The sequence below is a fragment of the Hufsiella arboris genome, assembly GCF_009834875.1.
GTDB lineage: Bacteria > Bacteroidota > Bacteroidia > Sphingobacteriales > Sphingobacteriaceae > Hufsiella_A > Hufsiella_A arboris.
In genome coordinates this window covers 1-13,496 of sequence record NZ_WVHT01000013.1, presented here as the reverse complement: position 1 = coordinate 13,496, position 13,496 = coordinate 1, and the positions used below count along the sequence as shown (strand labels likewise).

17 protein-coding genes are annotated in these 13,496 nt (G+C 39.8%); 10 read left to right on the top strand and 7 right to left on the bottom strand.

Annotated features, from left to right (window positions below; genetic code table 11):
- Positions 1-12 precede the first annotated feature (12 nt).
- The 6 genes from GS399_RS19050 (at position 13) to GS399_RS19025 (ending at position 4,339) form a co-directional block, all read left to right on the top strand.
- Positions 13-582: a dihydrofolate reductase family protein gene (locus GS399_RS19050; protein WP_160846256.1), complete on the top strand. Its 570-nt coding sequence runs from the start codon at positions 13-15 to the stop codon at positions 580-582.
- 43 nt (positions 583-625) lie between these two features.
- Complete coding sequence (locus GS399_RS19045) at positions 626-1,987, top strand: serine hydrolase domain-containing protein (protein ID WP_160846255.1); 1,362 nt, start codon at positions 626-628, stop codon at positions 1,985-1,987.
- Between the two features lie 94 nt (positions 1,988-2,081).
- A complete protein-coding gene (locus GS399_RS19040) occupies positions 2,082-2,447 on the top strand; it encodes a DUF2200 domain-containing protein (protein ID WP_160846254.1) in 366 nt (121 codons plus the stop codon).
- Positions 2,448-2,671: 224 nt separating this feature from the next.
- Positions 2,672-3,067 (top strand): cupin domain-containing protein, encoded by a 396-nt coding sequence (locus GS399_RS19035; protein ID WP_160846253.1) that lies wholly within the window; start codon positions 2,672-2,674, stop codon positions 3,065-3,067.
- Between the two features lie 137 nt (positions 3,068-3,204).
- The gene (locus tag GS399_RS19030) at positions 3,205-3,579 is read left to right on the top strand and encodes a hypothetical protein (protein ID WP_160846252.1); all 375 of its coding nucleotides are present in this window, start codon (positions 3,205-3,207) and stop codon (positions 3,577-3,579) included.
- 178 nt (positions 3,580-3,757) lie between these two features.
- A complete protein-coding gene (locus GS399_RS19025; protein WP_160846251.1) occupies positions 3,758-4,339 on the top strand; it encodes a hypothetical protein in 582 nt (193 codons plus the stop codon).
- Between the two features lie 95 nt (positions 4,340-4,434).
- On the opposite strand, the gene GS399_RS19020 is transcribed toward GS399_RS19025, so the two are convergent.
- On the bottom strand, positions 4,435-5,547 hold the full coding sequence (locus tag GS399_RS19020; RefSeq protein WP_160846250.1) for a phosphotriesterase family protein: 1,113 nt from the start codon (positions 5,545-5,547) through the stop codon (positions 4,435-4,437).
- Between the two features lie 71 nt (positions 5,548-5,618).
- Complete coding sequence (locus GS399_RS19015) at positions 5,619-6,128, bottom strand: Mpo1 family 2-hydroxy fatty acid dioxygenase (RefSeq protein ID WP_160846249.1); 510 nt, start codon at positions 6,126-6,128, stop codon at positions 5,619-5,621.
- A 260-nt stretch (positions 6,129-6,388) separates the two neighbouring features.
- On the opposite strand from GS399_RS19015, the gene GS399_RS19010 reads away from it, so the two are divergent.
- On the top strand, positions 6,389-6,862 hold the full coding sequence (locus GS399_RS19010) for a ribonuclease H-like YkuK family protein (protein WP_160846248.1): 474 nt from the start codon (positions 6,389-6,391) through the stop codon (positions 6,860-6,862).
- A 26-nt stretch (positions 6,863-6,888) separates the two neighbouring features.
- On the top strand, positions 6,889-7,344 hold the full coding sequence (locus GS399_RS19005) for a TlpA family protein disulfide reductase (protein ID WP_160846247.1): 456 nt from the start codon (positions 6,889-6,891) through the stop codon (positions 7,342-7,344).
- A 6-nt stretch (positions 7,345-7,350) separates the two neighbouring features.
- Here GS399_RS19005 and GS399_RS19000 read toward each other — a convergent pair whose 3' ends face one another.
- The 3 genes from GS399_RS19000 to GS399_RS18990 are packed head-to-tail and all read right to left on the bottom strand — an operon-like array spanning position 7,351 to position 10,468.
- A complete protein-coding gene (locus tag GS399_RS19000; RefSeq protein WP_160846246.1) occupies positions 7,351-7,944 on the bottom strand; it encodes a DUF4468 domain-containing protein in 594 nt (197 codons plus the stop codon).
- 60 nt (positions 7,945-8,004) lie between these two features.
- Positions 8,005-9,060, bottom strand: coding sequence for an outer membrane beta-barrel protein (locus GS399_RS18995; protein ID WP_160846245.1), 1,056 nt, complete (start codon positions 9,058-9,060; stop codon positions 8,005-8,007).
- A 37-nt stretch (positions 9,061-9,097) separates the two neighbouring features.
- Positions 9,098-10,468 carry an ammonium transporter gene (locus GS399_RS18990; RefSeq protein ID WP_369410138.1) on the bottom strand — a complete coding sequence of 457 codons (1,371 nt, stop codon included), beginning with the start codon at positions 10,466-10,468 and terminating at the stop codon, positions 9,098-9,100.
- A gap of 188 nt (positions 10,469-10,656) precedes the next feature.
- On the opposite strand from GS399_RS18990, the gene GS399_RS18985 reads away from it, so the two are divergent.
- Positions 10,657-11,136, top strand: coding sequence for an SRPBCC family protein (locus GS399_RS18985; RefSeq protein WP_160846244.1), 480 nt, complete (start codon positions 10,657-10,659; stop codon positions 11,134-11,136).
- Here the strand turns inward: GS399_RS18985 and mnmL are convergent.
- Entirely contained in the window at positions 11,111-12,082 is a 972-nt protein-coding gene (mnmL, locus tag GS399_RS18980) for a tRNA modification radical SAM protein MnmL/YtqA (RefSeq protein ID WP_160846243.1), read from the bottom strand. The two genes, GS399_RS18985 and mnmL, sit on opposite strands and share 26 nt — an antisense overlap.
- Before the next feature lie 119 nt (positions 12,083-12,201).
- On the opposite strand from mnmL, the gene GS399_RS20730 reads away from it, so the two are divergent.
- A complete protein-coding gene (locus tag GS399_RS20730; RefSeq protein WP_202409518.1) occupies positions 12,202-12,375 on the top strand; it encodes a hypothetical protein in 174 nt (57 codons plus the stop codon).
- A 20-nt stretch (positions 12,376-12,395) separates the two neighbouring features.
- Here GS399_RS20730 and GS399_RS18975 read toward each other — a convergent pair whose 3' ends face one another.
- Entirely contained in the window at positions 12,396-13,376 is a 981-nt protein-coding gene (locus tag GS399_RS18975) for an acyl-ACP desaturase (RefSeq protein WP_160846242.1), read from the bottom strand.
- Positions 13,377-13,496: the final 120 nt, after the last annotated feature.

The window sequence follows — 13,496 nt, the reverse complement described above, 5'->3', positions numbered from 1 at the left end:
AAACAATATCCAATGAGAAAATTAATTGCAGCAATCAACATGTCACTTGACGGGTTTTGCGACCACACAGGCATGATTGCTGACGATGAAATTCATGAACACTATAACGAGCTGTTACGAAATGCAGGTGCCCTGATTTACGGGAGGAAAACCTATCAGCTGATGGAAAGCTACTGGCCGGCGATCGTAAAAAACCCCACCGGCAACAAACCAACGGATGACTTTGCCATACTCATTGACAATATTCCAAAGATCGTTTTTTCCCGCACGCTGAAAGCTATCGACCCGATAATTACCGGGTGGAAGAACACCACGTTGAAAAACGAAATTGTTCGCGAAGAAATTTTAGAGCTCAAACAGCAAGAAGGCAAGGACTTATTTGCCGGCAGTCCAAGTTTAATCGTCGCCCTGGCGCAGCTTGACTTAATTGATGAATATCAACTTTGTGTTAATCCGGTTATTTTTGGAAAAGGCTTACCGTTGTTCAAAAATATACAGGATCGTATTTCCCTTAAACTTGTAAAGACAAAACCTTTTACGGCCGGCCCAATACTGCTTTATTATGAGCCGGCAAAAAAATGAGTACTGACATGAACCGACACGGCTGTTATAATAATCTTTAAAAATGGAAATGTATAAAAACCTGGTTCTGTTCTTAATTTCTTTTTTAAGCGCCGCGTTTTCCTATGGGCAGGATAACCGGATTGAACAGCAACTCGACAACCTGCTTTCCAAAGAATTCCAATCAACCGAACCCGGCTGCGCCATACTCGTGGCAAAAGACGGCCAAACTATTTATAAAAAGGCTTTCGGCAGTGCTGATCTTGAATTAAATGTCGCGATGGCTCCTGGTATGGTTTTCAATCTTGCTTCCGTCACCAAACAATTCACGGCGGTTTCCATCCTTCAGTTGGTTGAACAGGGAAAAATTTCGTTGCAGGATAGTTTGCAGAAATTCGTTACTGATTTTCCTTCGAAAGGCCGCACGATCACCATAGAGAATTTACTAACGCATACTTCCGGAATCAGGGATTATATGCAAATCGACTACCCGAATCCCTTTATGGAGCGTTGGGATTTTAAACCCAGGCAGTTGATTGACAGTTTTAAAAATTATCCTCTGACCTTTGAACCAGGTACTAAATATTCGTACAGCAACTCTGGCTATTATCTATTAGGGTACATCATCGAAAAAGTTTCCGGAAAAAGTTACCAGCAGTATGTCCGGGATAACTTACTTACACCTTTGGGATTAAGTCACAGTTATTTTGACGGTGGAGGTATCATTATACCGAACAGGGTTAAAGGCTACCGCAAAGATGAAGCTGTTTTTAAAAATGCCGATTACTGGAGTCCCACTATTGCTTATGCAGCTGGCGGTTTACTTTCTAATACAGAAGATCTGCTCAAATGGTTTAATGGTCTTTTAAGTTATAAGATCCTAAAAAAAGAAACCCTGGAGAAGGCATTTACACCTTTTACACTTAAAGACGGGTCGGTAATCAGTTATGGTTATGGCTGGTCTATCATGACTTTGGGAAATATAAAATCTATTGAACATGCAGGTAACATGAGCGGCTTCACCACCAATGAAATTTACTATCCGCAGCAGGGTGTTTTTATTGCTGCCTTATTTAATTGTGAAAACGCGGCGAAAGACAGGATCTCGGAGAAAATATCAGAGATAGTATTAGGACAGCCCTTACAAACACAGATTAAACTGAATGATGAATTCCTGGATTTATACGCCGGAACTTATACACTTACAACAGATCAGAAGCGAACTATTACCGTTATCAAAAAAAGTAACAGCTTATTCGCACAGGTTTCGGGGCAGGCCACTTTCGAGATACTGTTCAAAACGCCGACAACATTTCAATTAAAAGACATAAGCGATATGACAGGTGAATTTGTAAGCGAAGCTGGAAGAGTTACAAAGATCGTGGTTAATCAGAATGGAACCTTTGAATGGAAAAAATCCCGGTAAGAACGTAAAAATCTTTGGTTGTAGTTGAGGTTTGTTCTAAACTGCCCAATGATGATACGGTTCTTAACTCCATTTAATTAAATTAGTACTGCTTATGAACAATTCCAATACACAAAATCAGCGTATCGCAAAGATGACTTTTTCTTCCGTCTATCCCATGTATGTGGCAAAAGTCGAGAAGAAAGGCAGAACAAAAGAAGAATTGCAACAGGTGATAGAATGGCTGACGGGTTTTAATAACCAAAAGCTGCAGGAATTAATAAATGAAAAGGTAACTTTTGAAACATTCTTCCAACAGGCTTCAGTCAATCCCAATGTGTATCTCATTACCGGAGTAATATGCGGATATCGGGTAGAAGAAATAGAGAATCCTTTGACGCAGCAGGTGCGATATTTGGATAAGCTCGTCGACGAGTTGGCGAAGGGCAGGAAGATGGATAAGATCTTACGCGGTTCATGAAATATTGGAAATCACCAGGCATGACTTCGCCGGAAAGGAAGAAACTCTAAAAAATAAACAGGATCGCGGAAATTTACAACATGATTCCCAACCTGCTCTGGACAGCCTTGTTCTTTATACCAACCTTTTGCAGCAATACATCCGGGTGAAATTAAAGCATGCTGTGACGGGCAATAAGCTTTAATTTTATATAACGGTTTCCTGAACTGTTTAAACGATTTATTATGAAACAGAACCAAACAATTATTCTGCGTGCGGGACAAGGACGAAGTTATAAGCTGGGCGCGATGACCGCTATTTTTAAAGCAGACGAAAAGGAGACAGACGAAAAATATAGCGTTTCCGAATGGTGGCTTGAGCCAAACTCAAACGGTCCAGGCCCGCATCAACATGATGATCAGGACCAGATATTTTATGTGCTTGAAGGCACGATGTCCATACTTGTTGCAGACAATTGGATAGACGCTGACAAAGGAACATTTGTCAGAATTCCCACAAACACTATTCACACTTTCGCTAACCGAACTGATAAAAAAGCAGGAATGCTAAATCTTGATGTTCCCGGAGGATTTGAGAAAAATATGCCTTCCATGGTTAAATGGTTCGAAGAAAATGAATAAAAATGTCAATTCATAACTTCTATATCTTTTCATATATGCCTGATATCAACAAAACCATCTTCGGAGTTAACTGTTAAACAATTCAACGTAAACAGCTTTTAACAAACGATTTACGTATCTTTAATAAACTAAAAACCATGAGAAAATTCAGCAAAACTTATCTCCTTCCACTGGTGATTCTTTTAGCTATTTGCGCAAGTGTTTTTGCTTTCCGCCCACAAAAAGTAAGTGTTGAAAAAGCCAAACAAGCGCAGGATCGCGTGATATCTGTTACTCAAAACAGGTTGAATGATGTCGTTATCCGGTTCGAACATCTCGAAGGCGTCTTTTACATCCGCGACGGGATTAAAAAAGGTTTGAATGTCGATGAACTGAATACCGACCTGCGCGGTAAAATAATTACGATAAACTATGTTCCGGGAGTGTTTAACGCTACCGGCTGGGGAGCAAACACATATGATATCGTTCAGGCGAAAGAAGATAATCAGGTTGTGTTTAGCAGATTCGAGTAAGGCTTATGAATCATTATTAGATATTTAACTTTTCAATATTCTCAATTTACTGAATCATAATTCGGAAGCACATTCCGTACTTCGATAATCAGTTATCTCTTTCAAAAGAAGTTTACAACAACAAAATACTATTCCCGAAAAAACATTTTCATATTTTAGTAATTATCTTTTCACTATTATGAAAATTAATTATATAATTTATTTTTTAGTTGCCTGTATCTTTCTTGTTAATGCCTGTAAAAAAGAAACTGTTCCTGTAAAGACAATAGACTATAAAAAGGCAGAGATTGAATTAATCGATTCAATGGGCAGATTACTGCCTGGCTTATGGCTTATGAAGAAGGTCGACGTAAAGCCATTTCCTTCCAGCACTAATGAAATCAACATCTATAAGGATACGACATTAACAGACCTGGCAATATTAACCATTTCGTACATTAACAGCAACACCATACCTGCCACCGTTAAAAACGACGTCTTCGGAAATATCCGGTTCAAAAATAAAACTTACCCGGTAGGCTTTACTATGGGTGCCAATTATCAACGTATAAGCCAAAAAGGAGGCGGGCAGGTTTTCGCGTTATTTGAATACAGGTTTCCGTCCGGAACTTCTCACATAACTGAACCTGAGGAAAATTATCTTTCTAACTTAACTTTGATCGGCAACAATTACGAAATGGAAGTAAGTAAAGACGGTAAGAGCATGGTCTGGAAAGGTCTCAACAGGGCGATAAAAGAGATACGTTTTGAGAAAATGTAACACAATTGCCATCTTCAATTAAGCACACAGCATACTGCTAAGTTTTCATTGACATGCCAATCCAAACATAGGCGATCCCAAATGTGATTATTTTCTCAATTTTTTCTAAAACGTATTGCAAATGCCTCTGCCGGATTGCTGATGAATAACTGATTAATTTCTTGTTGCGAAAACCCCTGCTTTTTTAAAGCCGGAATAAACTGGTCGATAATACAATTATAGTTTTTATAGTTCCCCCCGTTCGGCTCGCCAACATGATACCAGCCCGAATCTTGCGAAACCAACACATGGTTCAGCAGACCATTATCTTTCATGCTTTGGAGATAGTCGAGATTAACGCGGATGGTTTCCGGATTGACTCCGTCGAACGAAACCCAGCTTTTATTTTTAGCCGCTTCCACATGATACTTTTTGTCTGACTCGTTTTGTGCATGAACCCATATTCTGGCCGTCGGCGAGACACCTTTAGAAGTCAGTATACTAAAATGTTCCAGGGCGGCATCTCCGTTCCCGGTATGGATTGCTATAGTTAAACCCGTGGCAAGATGTGTTAATGCAGCCGCTTCAATGATTTTTCGCTGTGTTGGAGTAAGTGGTGCCTTGTCAACGCTTGTCTTAAGAAATCCCGGTTTAATATCGGTACCATCAATACCATTCTGCCATTCGTTTATCCACCGTGCGGCAATTTGTTCAGCCGTTTCGGAGTAAACAAACTTTGGAAGAAACTTTTCGTTTACCGCGCCATAATATCCGGTATTGGTTATTATTTGTAAGCCGGAAGCATCGGCCAGCCGTTTTAAAAGCTTAACATCACGGCCAAGAAACGCAGGGGAGCAATCAACAAACGTACTGCAGCCGCGTTTCTTAACATCTAAAAGAAATGGCAAAGCCCTATCAAATACTTCATCGGAATTGTAACGATCCTTGCTGTATTTCTCAGCTCCAATAAAATCAGCAAGAACATGCTCGTGAGTTAAAGTGAACTTCATTTCTGTTAGCTGAAGCGGGCCTTTTACGGTCATGATTACGGGTTGCTTTTGAGCCGCCAAAAGGTTACGGGGTGCTATATAAAGACTGGCTCCTGCAACAAGGCTTTGCTTGATGAATGTTCGACGGTTCAGCATAGATTGTGTCTTAAGTGCATCACTAACCAAAAGTACTTTCTTGTAAGACACCCACCACGCTTTTTCGACGGATAACAGGAACATTCGGCGTACGCCTCAAATATGCAGCGATGGGTTTATTCCAAATTGCAAAGCAAGTCAATAGGACTTACCAACTAATACCTGATACCAGCCTTTTTAAATAAGAAATGCAGCAACCAGGCAGGACCGATCAATAAAAACTTCAGGTCCGTTAAAAACGATGGTTTTTTCCCTTCAATCTTATGCCCGATAAACTGCCCAATCCAGGCCACAACAAAAATAATCAAACAACTAACCCACATAGGAAGCCAGCCGTTAAGTGTATTCATCTTTTCTAAACCAACAATACCAGCGCTGAAAACAAAAATCAGAATCAGCATGGCATACGATAGCACCGGCGATAAACGATAGTAATAATAAATAACGGCCGCCAGCACGAAAGAAAACCAGTTGATGTATCCGTTATACTTTCCCAGGAAATTCAAATAAGGAAAAGGAATAGCCCAGATTAATCCGCATATACTAAAAAAGATAAGTGGAACACATATCCAATGTATCAGTTTGTTTGTCGGGTTATGATGTGATTCGGCGTACTGATCAAAATATATATCGATTGGTCGTTTCTCAATTTTCTTGGTACTCATTTAAATCAGGTTTGACGGCAAAAATAACTAAAAGCTGCGATTATATCGCCGGCTAGAATCCGTTCTGGGTCCATTCCGCATTTGTGATTATTGTACTTCAAAGATTGTCTATGTGATCTCAAACCTTACTGACTGTTAATATGTTAACAATTAATTAACCCCCCTTTTCATTTTTTATATCACTTATCCTTTTATCTTTATAAGACCTCTAAAAATTTTGCAAAGCGCAGAAAAGGTCGTTCAACCATAAACTGAAATATATGACCTGGAAAAAATTCAGCGGAGAACTCATCCGTCTACCTATTCATCAGGAAGTTAAGCAGGCAATTGAGCGGGAGTATGCCCTGAGTAACAAACTTAAAGTATGTGTCGGTACCGATTCGCAGGTAAAGGGTTCAATAATTGACTTTGCGACCGTCATCGTTTTTCTTCGTGAAAAAAAGGGAGGTTTTATGTTCATTCATCAGGAACGCAGTTCGAAAAAAATGAGCATAAAGGAACGCATGTTAACGGAAGTTCAAAAATCAATCGAAACAGCTTATTCACTGTGTGATTTACTTGATCTTTACGATGTTGACCTGGAAGTTCATGCCGATATCAACACCAACCCAATGTTTAAATCAAACCAGGCGCTGCATGAAGCTATGGGTTACATCCTAAGTATGGGATTTGTATTTAAAGCAAAACCGGAAGCCTTTGCCAGCTCTGCCTGTGCTAATAAAATGGTTCAGTAATTTTTCAACAAACGGCAGGTTGAACCATGGAAACTCGTTATACAAATTCATTGTTACAAGTCGGCGACCAAGTACCAGACTTTCCTTTTAGTATAGAAAAGCAGAAAGTCGATTCCTTTAAAAACTATCGGGGTAAGGTAGTTCTTATTAACTTCTTTGCTACCTGGTGTAGCCATTGCCGAGTTGAACTGCCTCGTGTCCAAAAAGAAATCTGGGAAAGATACAGCAATGAAAACCTGGCCGTTCTATCTTTTGCACGTGATGAACGATGGGGTGTTGTAAATGGATTTAAAAGACATTACGGTTTTACTTTTCCAATTGTCCCCGACGAACTAAGGCGCGTTTATAACCTTTTTGCAACCCAGTTGATACCAAGAAATGTTTTAGTTAATGCTAGCGGTGCGATAATTTACCAATCAAGCGGCTATACGGTTGAAGAATTCGACAATATGATTTCGATTATTGAATCGGAACTTAAATAACTAGTTTCACCACTTATCAGTTTCTACTTTCTCGGTTTTTTTATCCGCCTGCTTTTTTGTATTCGTATTGACAGGATTGTTTATAAATGTTTTTAATGACTGTGCAAGCTTCTTTGCCTGTATCGTCACAGAATTCATGGTGTTCTCCCACTCGCTTTTATTCAGTTTTCCGGGTGGCGTTTCTAGCGGTGTTTTTACTGTTCCCGGAACAAAGTTCGCATACCTGTCACGTTCATATTCAGTATAAACGAAATCGGTTATTTTGTAACGGTATTTGCCGTTCCGAAGCTCGAGTACCAATTTATAATCCACATCACCGCTTGGGTGGCCAATACCAGACACCGCCTTGGTCACCATAAACTTGCCTTTTGCAGAATATATCGAATCGCCCTGTAAATTTTCCAATTTAAGTGTTTTGTAGCCACTGCTTTTAAAAAAAGATTTCGCTCGCAGAGACAAAGAATCAACGTTAAGCCCTGGCTTATTAACTACTTCAAACAACGTATACTTTCCCTGCTCATCAATAGGTAAAGTTTGCTTTTGACCCATGGCACAAATGGAGATCGCTAAAAAAAAGAAAAAAATTACCGTCTGTTTCATAATTAAAAAGCCGCCTGCTTTATGAACAGACGGCTTAAATTACAATTTATATCTTATGATTTAGAAAGCATACACAACCGCAAGAGAAAATTGTGAAGCTTTTGACGTATTGGGACTACCGGCAAAACTGGGTCCGCTGGCAAATACATCATTCGAGCTTTTATCGAAACGTATTTCAGGAATAAATGTTAAACCGCCCGATTTAAAGTTTCCTGACAATGTAATTGCTTTAAAATCTGGTTGTTCTTCCCCAGCTACATCTTTATATTTAAAGTATTCGCCGCGAAGGCCTAAGGAGAATGACGAATTAAAGGCATATTGGGGATATAATGCTACTCCACTGTAACCACCATTATCGTTTGACACGGTGTAGTCCGCAGCATTTAAACCAAGCTTAAAGCCGCTAGTGATCTGATATGCTGTTGTCAGGTCAAAAATAGTTCCGGTGCCCGGCGCCCCATCAGACCGCCCGGAAAGAAAGTTAAAATAAGCTGTCCAGCCCTCTACCGGGGCGACCATCAATTGAGCGCCAATATGTGAAACGCCATTGAAATCATGATAGACGTTCCAATCGTTAAACAAGCCAACCATCAAACTTGCTTTGCTTGAAAATGCGTAAGTACCTTTAATTCCGGCATTCTGAAACGGGCCGTTTGTAAACAGATAGGATGTTGAATAATTGAAGTTACCTACCGGCGAAATAATTTCATAGCCAATGAAAGTACCCATATAACCAGCTGTCATGGAAAATTTATCCGAAAAAGCATAGTTCACATAAAGATTTTGAATGTGAAAGCTGTTGGTCGTCTCGTCATAAACACCGTCAGCGTTAGGAATTGATTGTGCCTGCCCTCTTGGCCCGAAAGAAAGCTCACCTACAAAAGAAGCTTTACCGGTCGTTTTCTTAAGTGCCAGATCAATCATTCCCAGGGAAACAGAATTCTGATCAGACGCAAAGCTCGTCGGTATATTTGGCGTTCCGGAAAAATCGTATTTATAATACGTATCCACCGATCCCGAAATTTGTAAGGGAGATGTGGCTGTTGAATCCTGCGCATCCGCCCCGAAGGCTCCGCCAGTGAACATGGCGGCCATGAAGGTAATTTTCTTTAGCATAGTTAAGTTGTTTAGTTAAATAAGGTGATTATGTGATTTATTGAATTATTTCTGTTTCGATAGCGTTTCCCCTTTCTGTTATAACTATAGATCCTGTTGCGTATGATTCATTATGTTGTGTGGCGTCAAGGCCGAGCTCTTCTTCCTGCTCTGAAACCCTGAGCGGTTGTATCAGATTAATTAGCTTGAAAATGCCGTATGATACAGTAAAACTATATACCACCACGATGGCTAACGCTTTTAGCTGTGTAATGAAAAAGGCAGCGTTTCCGTAAAATAAGCCATCGTTGCCAGCAGCATTAACCGTTTTGGTAGCAAAAATTCCAGTTAAAATCATTCCTACAATACCGCCAAGTCCGTGACATGGAAAAACATCAAGCGTATCGTCCAATCGCGATTTATGTTTCCAGTGCACCGCCAGATTGGATATAATAGATGCGATAACTCCGATAAAAATACTTTGAGGCACTGCCACAAAACCCGCACCTGGTGTAATAGCTACAAGCCCGACAACTGCCCCAATGCAAAATCCTAAAACAGATGGTTTTTTTCCGCGGGCGACATCAAAAAACATCCAGGCTATCCCGGCAGCAGCCGCAGCTGTATTTGTTGTTGCGAACGCTGCTACCGCCAAACCGTTTGCACCGAGTGATGACCCGGCATTAAATCCGAACCACCCAAACCAGAGAAGCGCTGTTCCAATAAGTACGTAAGGAATATTTGCCGGAGGGACTTCCTTTTGCTCAATATGAACTTTTCGGCGCTTTAAAACTAAGGCCCCTGCTAAAGCCGCGCAACCAGCAGAAATATGAACAACGGTTCCACCTGCGAAGTCTAACACACCCCACTTAAATAGAAATCCGTCAGGATGCCATGTCCAATGAGCAAGTGGAGCGTATACAAGCAAGCTGAATAATAAAATAAATAATATGTATGATGTGAAACGGATCCGTTCGGCAACGGCACCAACAACCAAACCCGGAGTTATAATAGCAAATTTTAATTGGAAAAGCACATACAAAGCCAAAGGAATAGTTGGCGCTAAACTCCATGGTTGGCCGGACATCACTCCTTTAAAAAAGAAAAAAGTTGAAGGGTCGCCGATAACGCCATGATAGCTTTTACCAAAACACAAGCTAAAACCGACAACCACCCAAAGAACACTTACAACGCCCGCCGCAACCACACTCTTGATCATTGTGGACAGCACATTTTTTCGGTGAACCATTCCCCCATAAAAGAAAGCCAAACCTGGCGTCATAATAAACACTAATGCTGTGGCAACTAAAACCCATGCGATGTCGGCACCGTTATACTTACTAACGTCACTAAATGCCGAAACCGAAGGAATGAATATTGAACCTATCGCGACAACAGCTAAAACCAGAAGAGGAACAATTCTTTTTATCACTTTTTGAAAATTTAATTGGTTATTGGTTTGTTTAATTTAATAATATCACGAATTACGATTATTTTATATTAAAATCATAATTTTTTTTAAAAAAATGGCCATTTCTTTAAATATAAGCCGTACTATTTATTAAATTGCTGGATTTTTATCTGAAAAATCAATAAAGTATCATCCAAAATAGGATTATGAACACTACAACATTAAATTTTGATCAATTCGTCCCAGCGACAATTGAAAATGTATGGAATTTCTTTTCTAACCCGGAAAATCTGGGCCTGATAACTCCACCTTCGATGAATTTTAGAATTATTTCAGATTGGAATGAGAATGTTAAGATGTTTGAAGGACAAGAAATCAGCTATACCGTATCGCCTTTGTTCCATATTCCGCTAAAATGGATTACAGTGATTACAAAGGTGGAAAGGAATAAGCTTTTTGTTGACGAACAAAAGTCCGGCCCGTATAAATTGTGGGTACATCAACATGTTTTCGAAGAAGTTGAAAATGGCGTGGTGATGCGGGACATTTTAACTTACGCTATTCCATTTGGTTTAATAGGAACACTAATAGACAAGTTGATCGTCTATAAAAAAGTGAATGATATATTTTTCTATCGGAAGAATAAAATTGATGAAATATTTAAACAGCCTGCGGAGATAATATAAAAGGTTTATACTTCGATCCTTGGACCGCTCCTCTTCTCTCTAATTGCTTATCGATATAGGTTTGTATTTCGGCTTTTTTCAGGTTCCAGTTCGGTGCAATCAAAAGATCATAGTCCGCCAGTCCAAACAAACGCTGAAGAACGATGTCCGGTCGTAATAGCGGAATAAATTCAACCAAAAAATCTGTATATTCTTCCAGGGTAAACACTTTAAACGGCTCCCGTTTGTATTTGACACCCATTATTGATCCCTCGACAATATGAAGATGGTGTAACTTAGCAAACTTGATTTGCGGAAAGCGGTTGATTTCGTCGGCATAGCGTAACATCATCTCACGACTCTCCCAGGGAAATCCAAAAATTGTATGTACGCAAAGGTCAAGTTTTCTGTTTGCTGCTAAAGTCAGCGCCTTTTCCAATTCTTCATGTGTGCAGCCTCTGTTGATTTTAGCCAATGTCTCGTTATAAATTGACTCCATTCCCATTTCGAGATCTACATCAAATCTGTCCGAATAACTCTCCAGCAGATCTACCTTTTCAGCATCAATACAATCAGGACGTGTACCAACCGATAAACCAACGATGTTTTCAGTATTTATACTTAATGCTTCATCATACATCATTTTTAGGTAATGCGTGGGAGCGTAAGTATTTGTATTCGGCTGGAAGTAAATAATGAACTTTTCTGCAGCATAGCCTTTGATGGCACGCTGCATCCCTTGTTCAATCTGCTCACGGATGGTAGGCAGTGTCCTTGACAACTCGGGCGTAAATGAATCTACATTACAATAGGTACAACCGCCATAACCTTTACTCCCATCTCTATTTGGGCAGGTGAATCCACCGTCAACAATTATCTTAAATACGCGTTTGCCATCGTACTTTTTACGAAGGTAAGCACCATAATAATTATAGGTTTTATGCCCAAAATCAACTGCTGTTCCCATATCAATTCCGCAAAGATACGAAAATAAGATTTGGCGCTTTCCGTGAATTGACTACTGAAAATTTAAACATCTGAACAGATATGCCGTTATATTTCTATTACCGAATTAAATTTCTGGCTATGAAAAATACAGTAAAAAATCAAACACAGGGTAACAGTACATCTGACAGAGCATTCCATTCAACAAAACAGGACAAGAAAAAAACAGGTATCAGCAATTCTGGCGGACAACAATCCGACCAAACCAGCAATTCGAACACTGACAAGGGCTCAAAACAAAAAAGCAGAGATTAATCTCTGCTTTTTTGTTTTAGTTACCCGGCGATCCAGGTAAATTTATATTCCAGAGAGGGATTCTTCATTCTCTCAGCTATTCTTAAAAGTCTGTCTGGTAACTTCATAACATAATCTCTTGCTTTCTCACCTGCTTCATTGAGCTCCTTACAACTTTCAATTTGCCAATCTTCGATCAGTTGTTTTAGAATGTCAACGTAATCCACCGCGGTATAAACTCCAAGGCGCTGCGCAGCATCTGTGAAATGTCCAAAAGTCTGACCCATTTGCAAGCCAACTTCACGTAAAAAATGTGCTGGCATCACAATCTTTTTGCGCATCATATCTTCAAAAGCGATCATCGCCTCACTTGGATCAACTGCAAAAATATTTTTTATGAAATCAATATAGGCCTTTGCATGGCGAGCTTCATCAGATGCGATTACACCGCACATTTTTGAAAGCAAGGTATCGCCATCTTTTTTTGCAAGTGAAGCAACACGCCTGTGTGAAATATTGGTGGCTAGTTCTTGAAAACTTGTGTATATAAAGTTTCGATAAGGATCAGAGCCGGTACCGATGTCAAAGCCATCGGCTATGAGGTACTGAGTTGATATCTCCATTTGACGCATATTCACACGCCCTGATAAATATAAATACTTATTTAAAAGATCTCCGTGCCGATTTTCTTCTGCGGTCCAGTGTCTAACCCATTTCATCCATCCACCCTGCTCATCTTTAGAAACGTCATCAACCATCGTTAACCACGATTCATATGTCGGTAAAGCCTCTTCTGTAATTGTATCACCAATCAAGACTGCCACAAGATCATAAGAAAGACCTTCAGCGCTCTCCTGCAATGTTTTTATCTCCTGAAAAAAATCCTCGCGGCTTGCATCGGGTAAAAGATCGGAAGGCTGCCAGATAGTATCTATGGGTTTAAGATATTCAGGCATTTTTTCGAGCATATATTTTTCGATATGCTTCATAACTTCTCTTCTGGTACCAAAACTGAAATTCATCTGTTTAATTTAATCGACGCAAAGATACGGATTACCAATCGTTTATAAATGACATCCGTCACATATTTATACTACAACGTTTAAAAGAGAACTTTGATTTATCAAAGTTAGATCTCATGA

Coding starts and splice junctions, on each gene's coding strand:
- GS399_RS19025 (WP_160846251.1), top strand. CDS start 3,758: ATGAAAATTAATTATATAATTTATTTTTTAGTTGCCTGTATCTTTCTT.
- GS399_RS19005 (WP_160846247.1), top strand. CDS start 6,889: ATGGAAACTCGTTATACAAATTCATTGTTACAAGTCGGCGACCAAGTA.
- GS399_RS19015 (WP_160846249.1), bottom strand. CDS start 6,128: ATGAGTACCAAGAAAATTGAGAAACGACCAATCGATATATATTTTGAT.
- GS399_RS18995 (WP_160846245.1), bottom strand. CDS start 9,060: ATGCTAAAGAAAATTACCTTCATGGCCGCCATGTTCACTGGCGGAGCC.
- mnmL (WP_160846243.1), bottom strand. CDS start 12,082: ATGGGAACAGCAGTTGATTTTGGGCATAAAACCTATAATTATTATGGT.
- GS399_RS20730 (WP_202409518.1), top strand. CDS start 12,202: ATGAAAAATACAGTAAAAAATCAAACACAGGGTAACAGTACATCTGAC.
- GS399_RS19050 (WP_160846256.1), top strand. CDS start 13: ATGAGAAAATTAATTGCAGCAATCAACATGTCACTTGACGGGTTTTGC.
- GS399_RS19035 (WP_160846253.1), top strand. CDS start 2,672: ATGAAACAGAACCAAACAATTATTCTGCGTGCGGGACAAGGACGAAGT.
- GS399_RS18975 (WP_160846242.1), bottom strand. CDS start 13,376: ATGAATTTCAGTTTTGGTACCAGAAGAGAAGTTATGAAGCATATCGAA.
- GS399_RS19045 (WP_160846255.1), top strand. CDS start 626: ATGGAAATGTATAAAAACCTGGTTCTGTTCTTAATTTCTTTTTTAAGC.
- GS399_RS19020 (WP_160846250.1), bottom strand. CDS start 5,547: ATGTTCCTGTTATCCGTCGAAAAAGCGTGGTGGGTGTCTTACAAGAAA.
- GS399_RS19010 (WP_160846248.1), top strand. CDS start 6,389: ATGACCTGGAAAAAATTCAGCGGAGAACTCATCCGTCTACCTATTCAT.
- GS399_RS19030 (WP_160846252.1), top strand. CDS start 3,205: ATGAGAAAATTCAGCAAAACTTATCTCCTTCCACTGGTGATTCTTTTA.
- GS399_RS19000 (WP_160846246.1), bottom strand. CDS start 7,944: ATGAAACAGACGGTAATTTTTTTCTTTTTTTTAGCGATCTCCATTTGT.
- GS399_RS18985 (WP_160846244.1), top strand. CDS start 10,657: ATGAACACTACAACATTAAATTTTGATCAATTCGTCCCAGCGACAATT.
- GS399_RS19040 (WP_160846254.1), top strand. CDS start 2,082: ATGAACAATTCCAATACACAAAATCAGCGTATCGCAAAGATGACTTTT.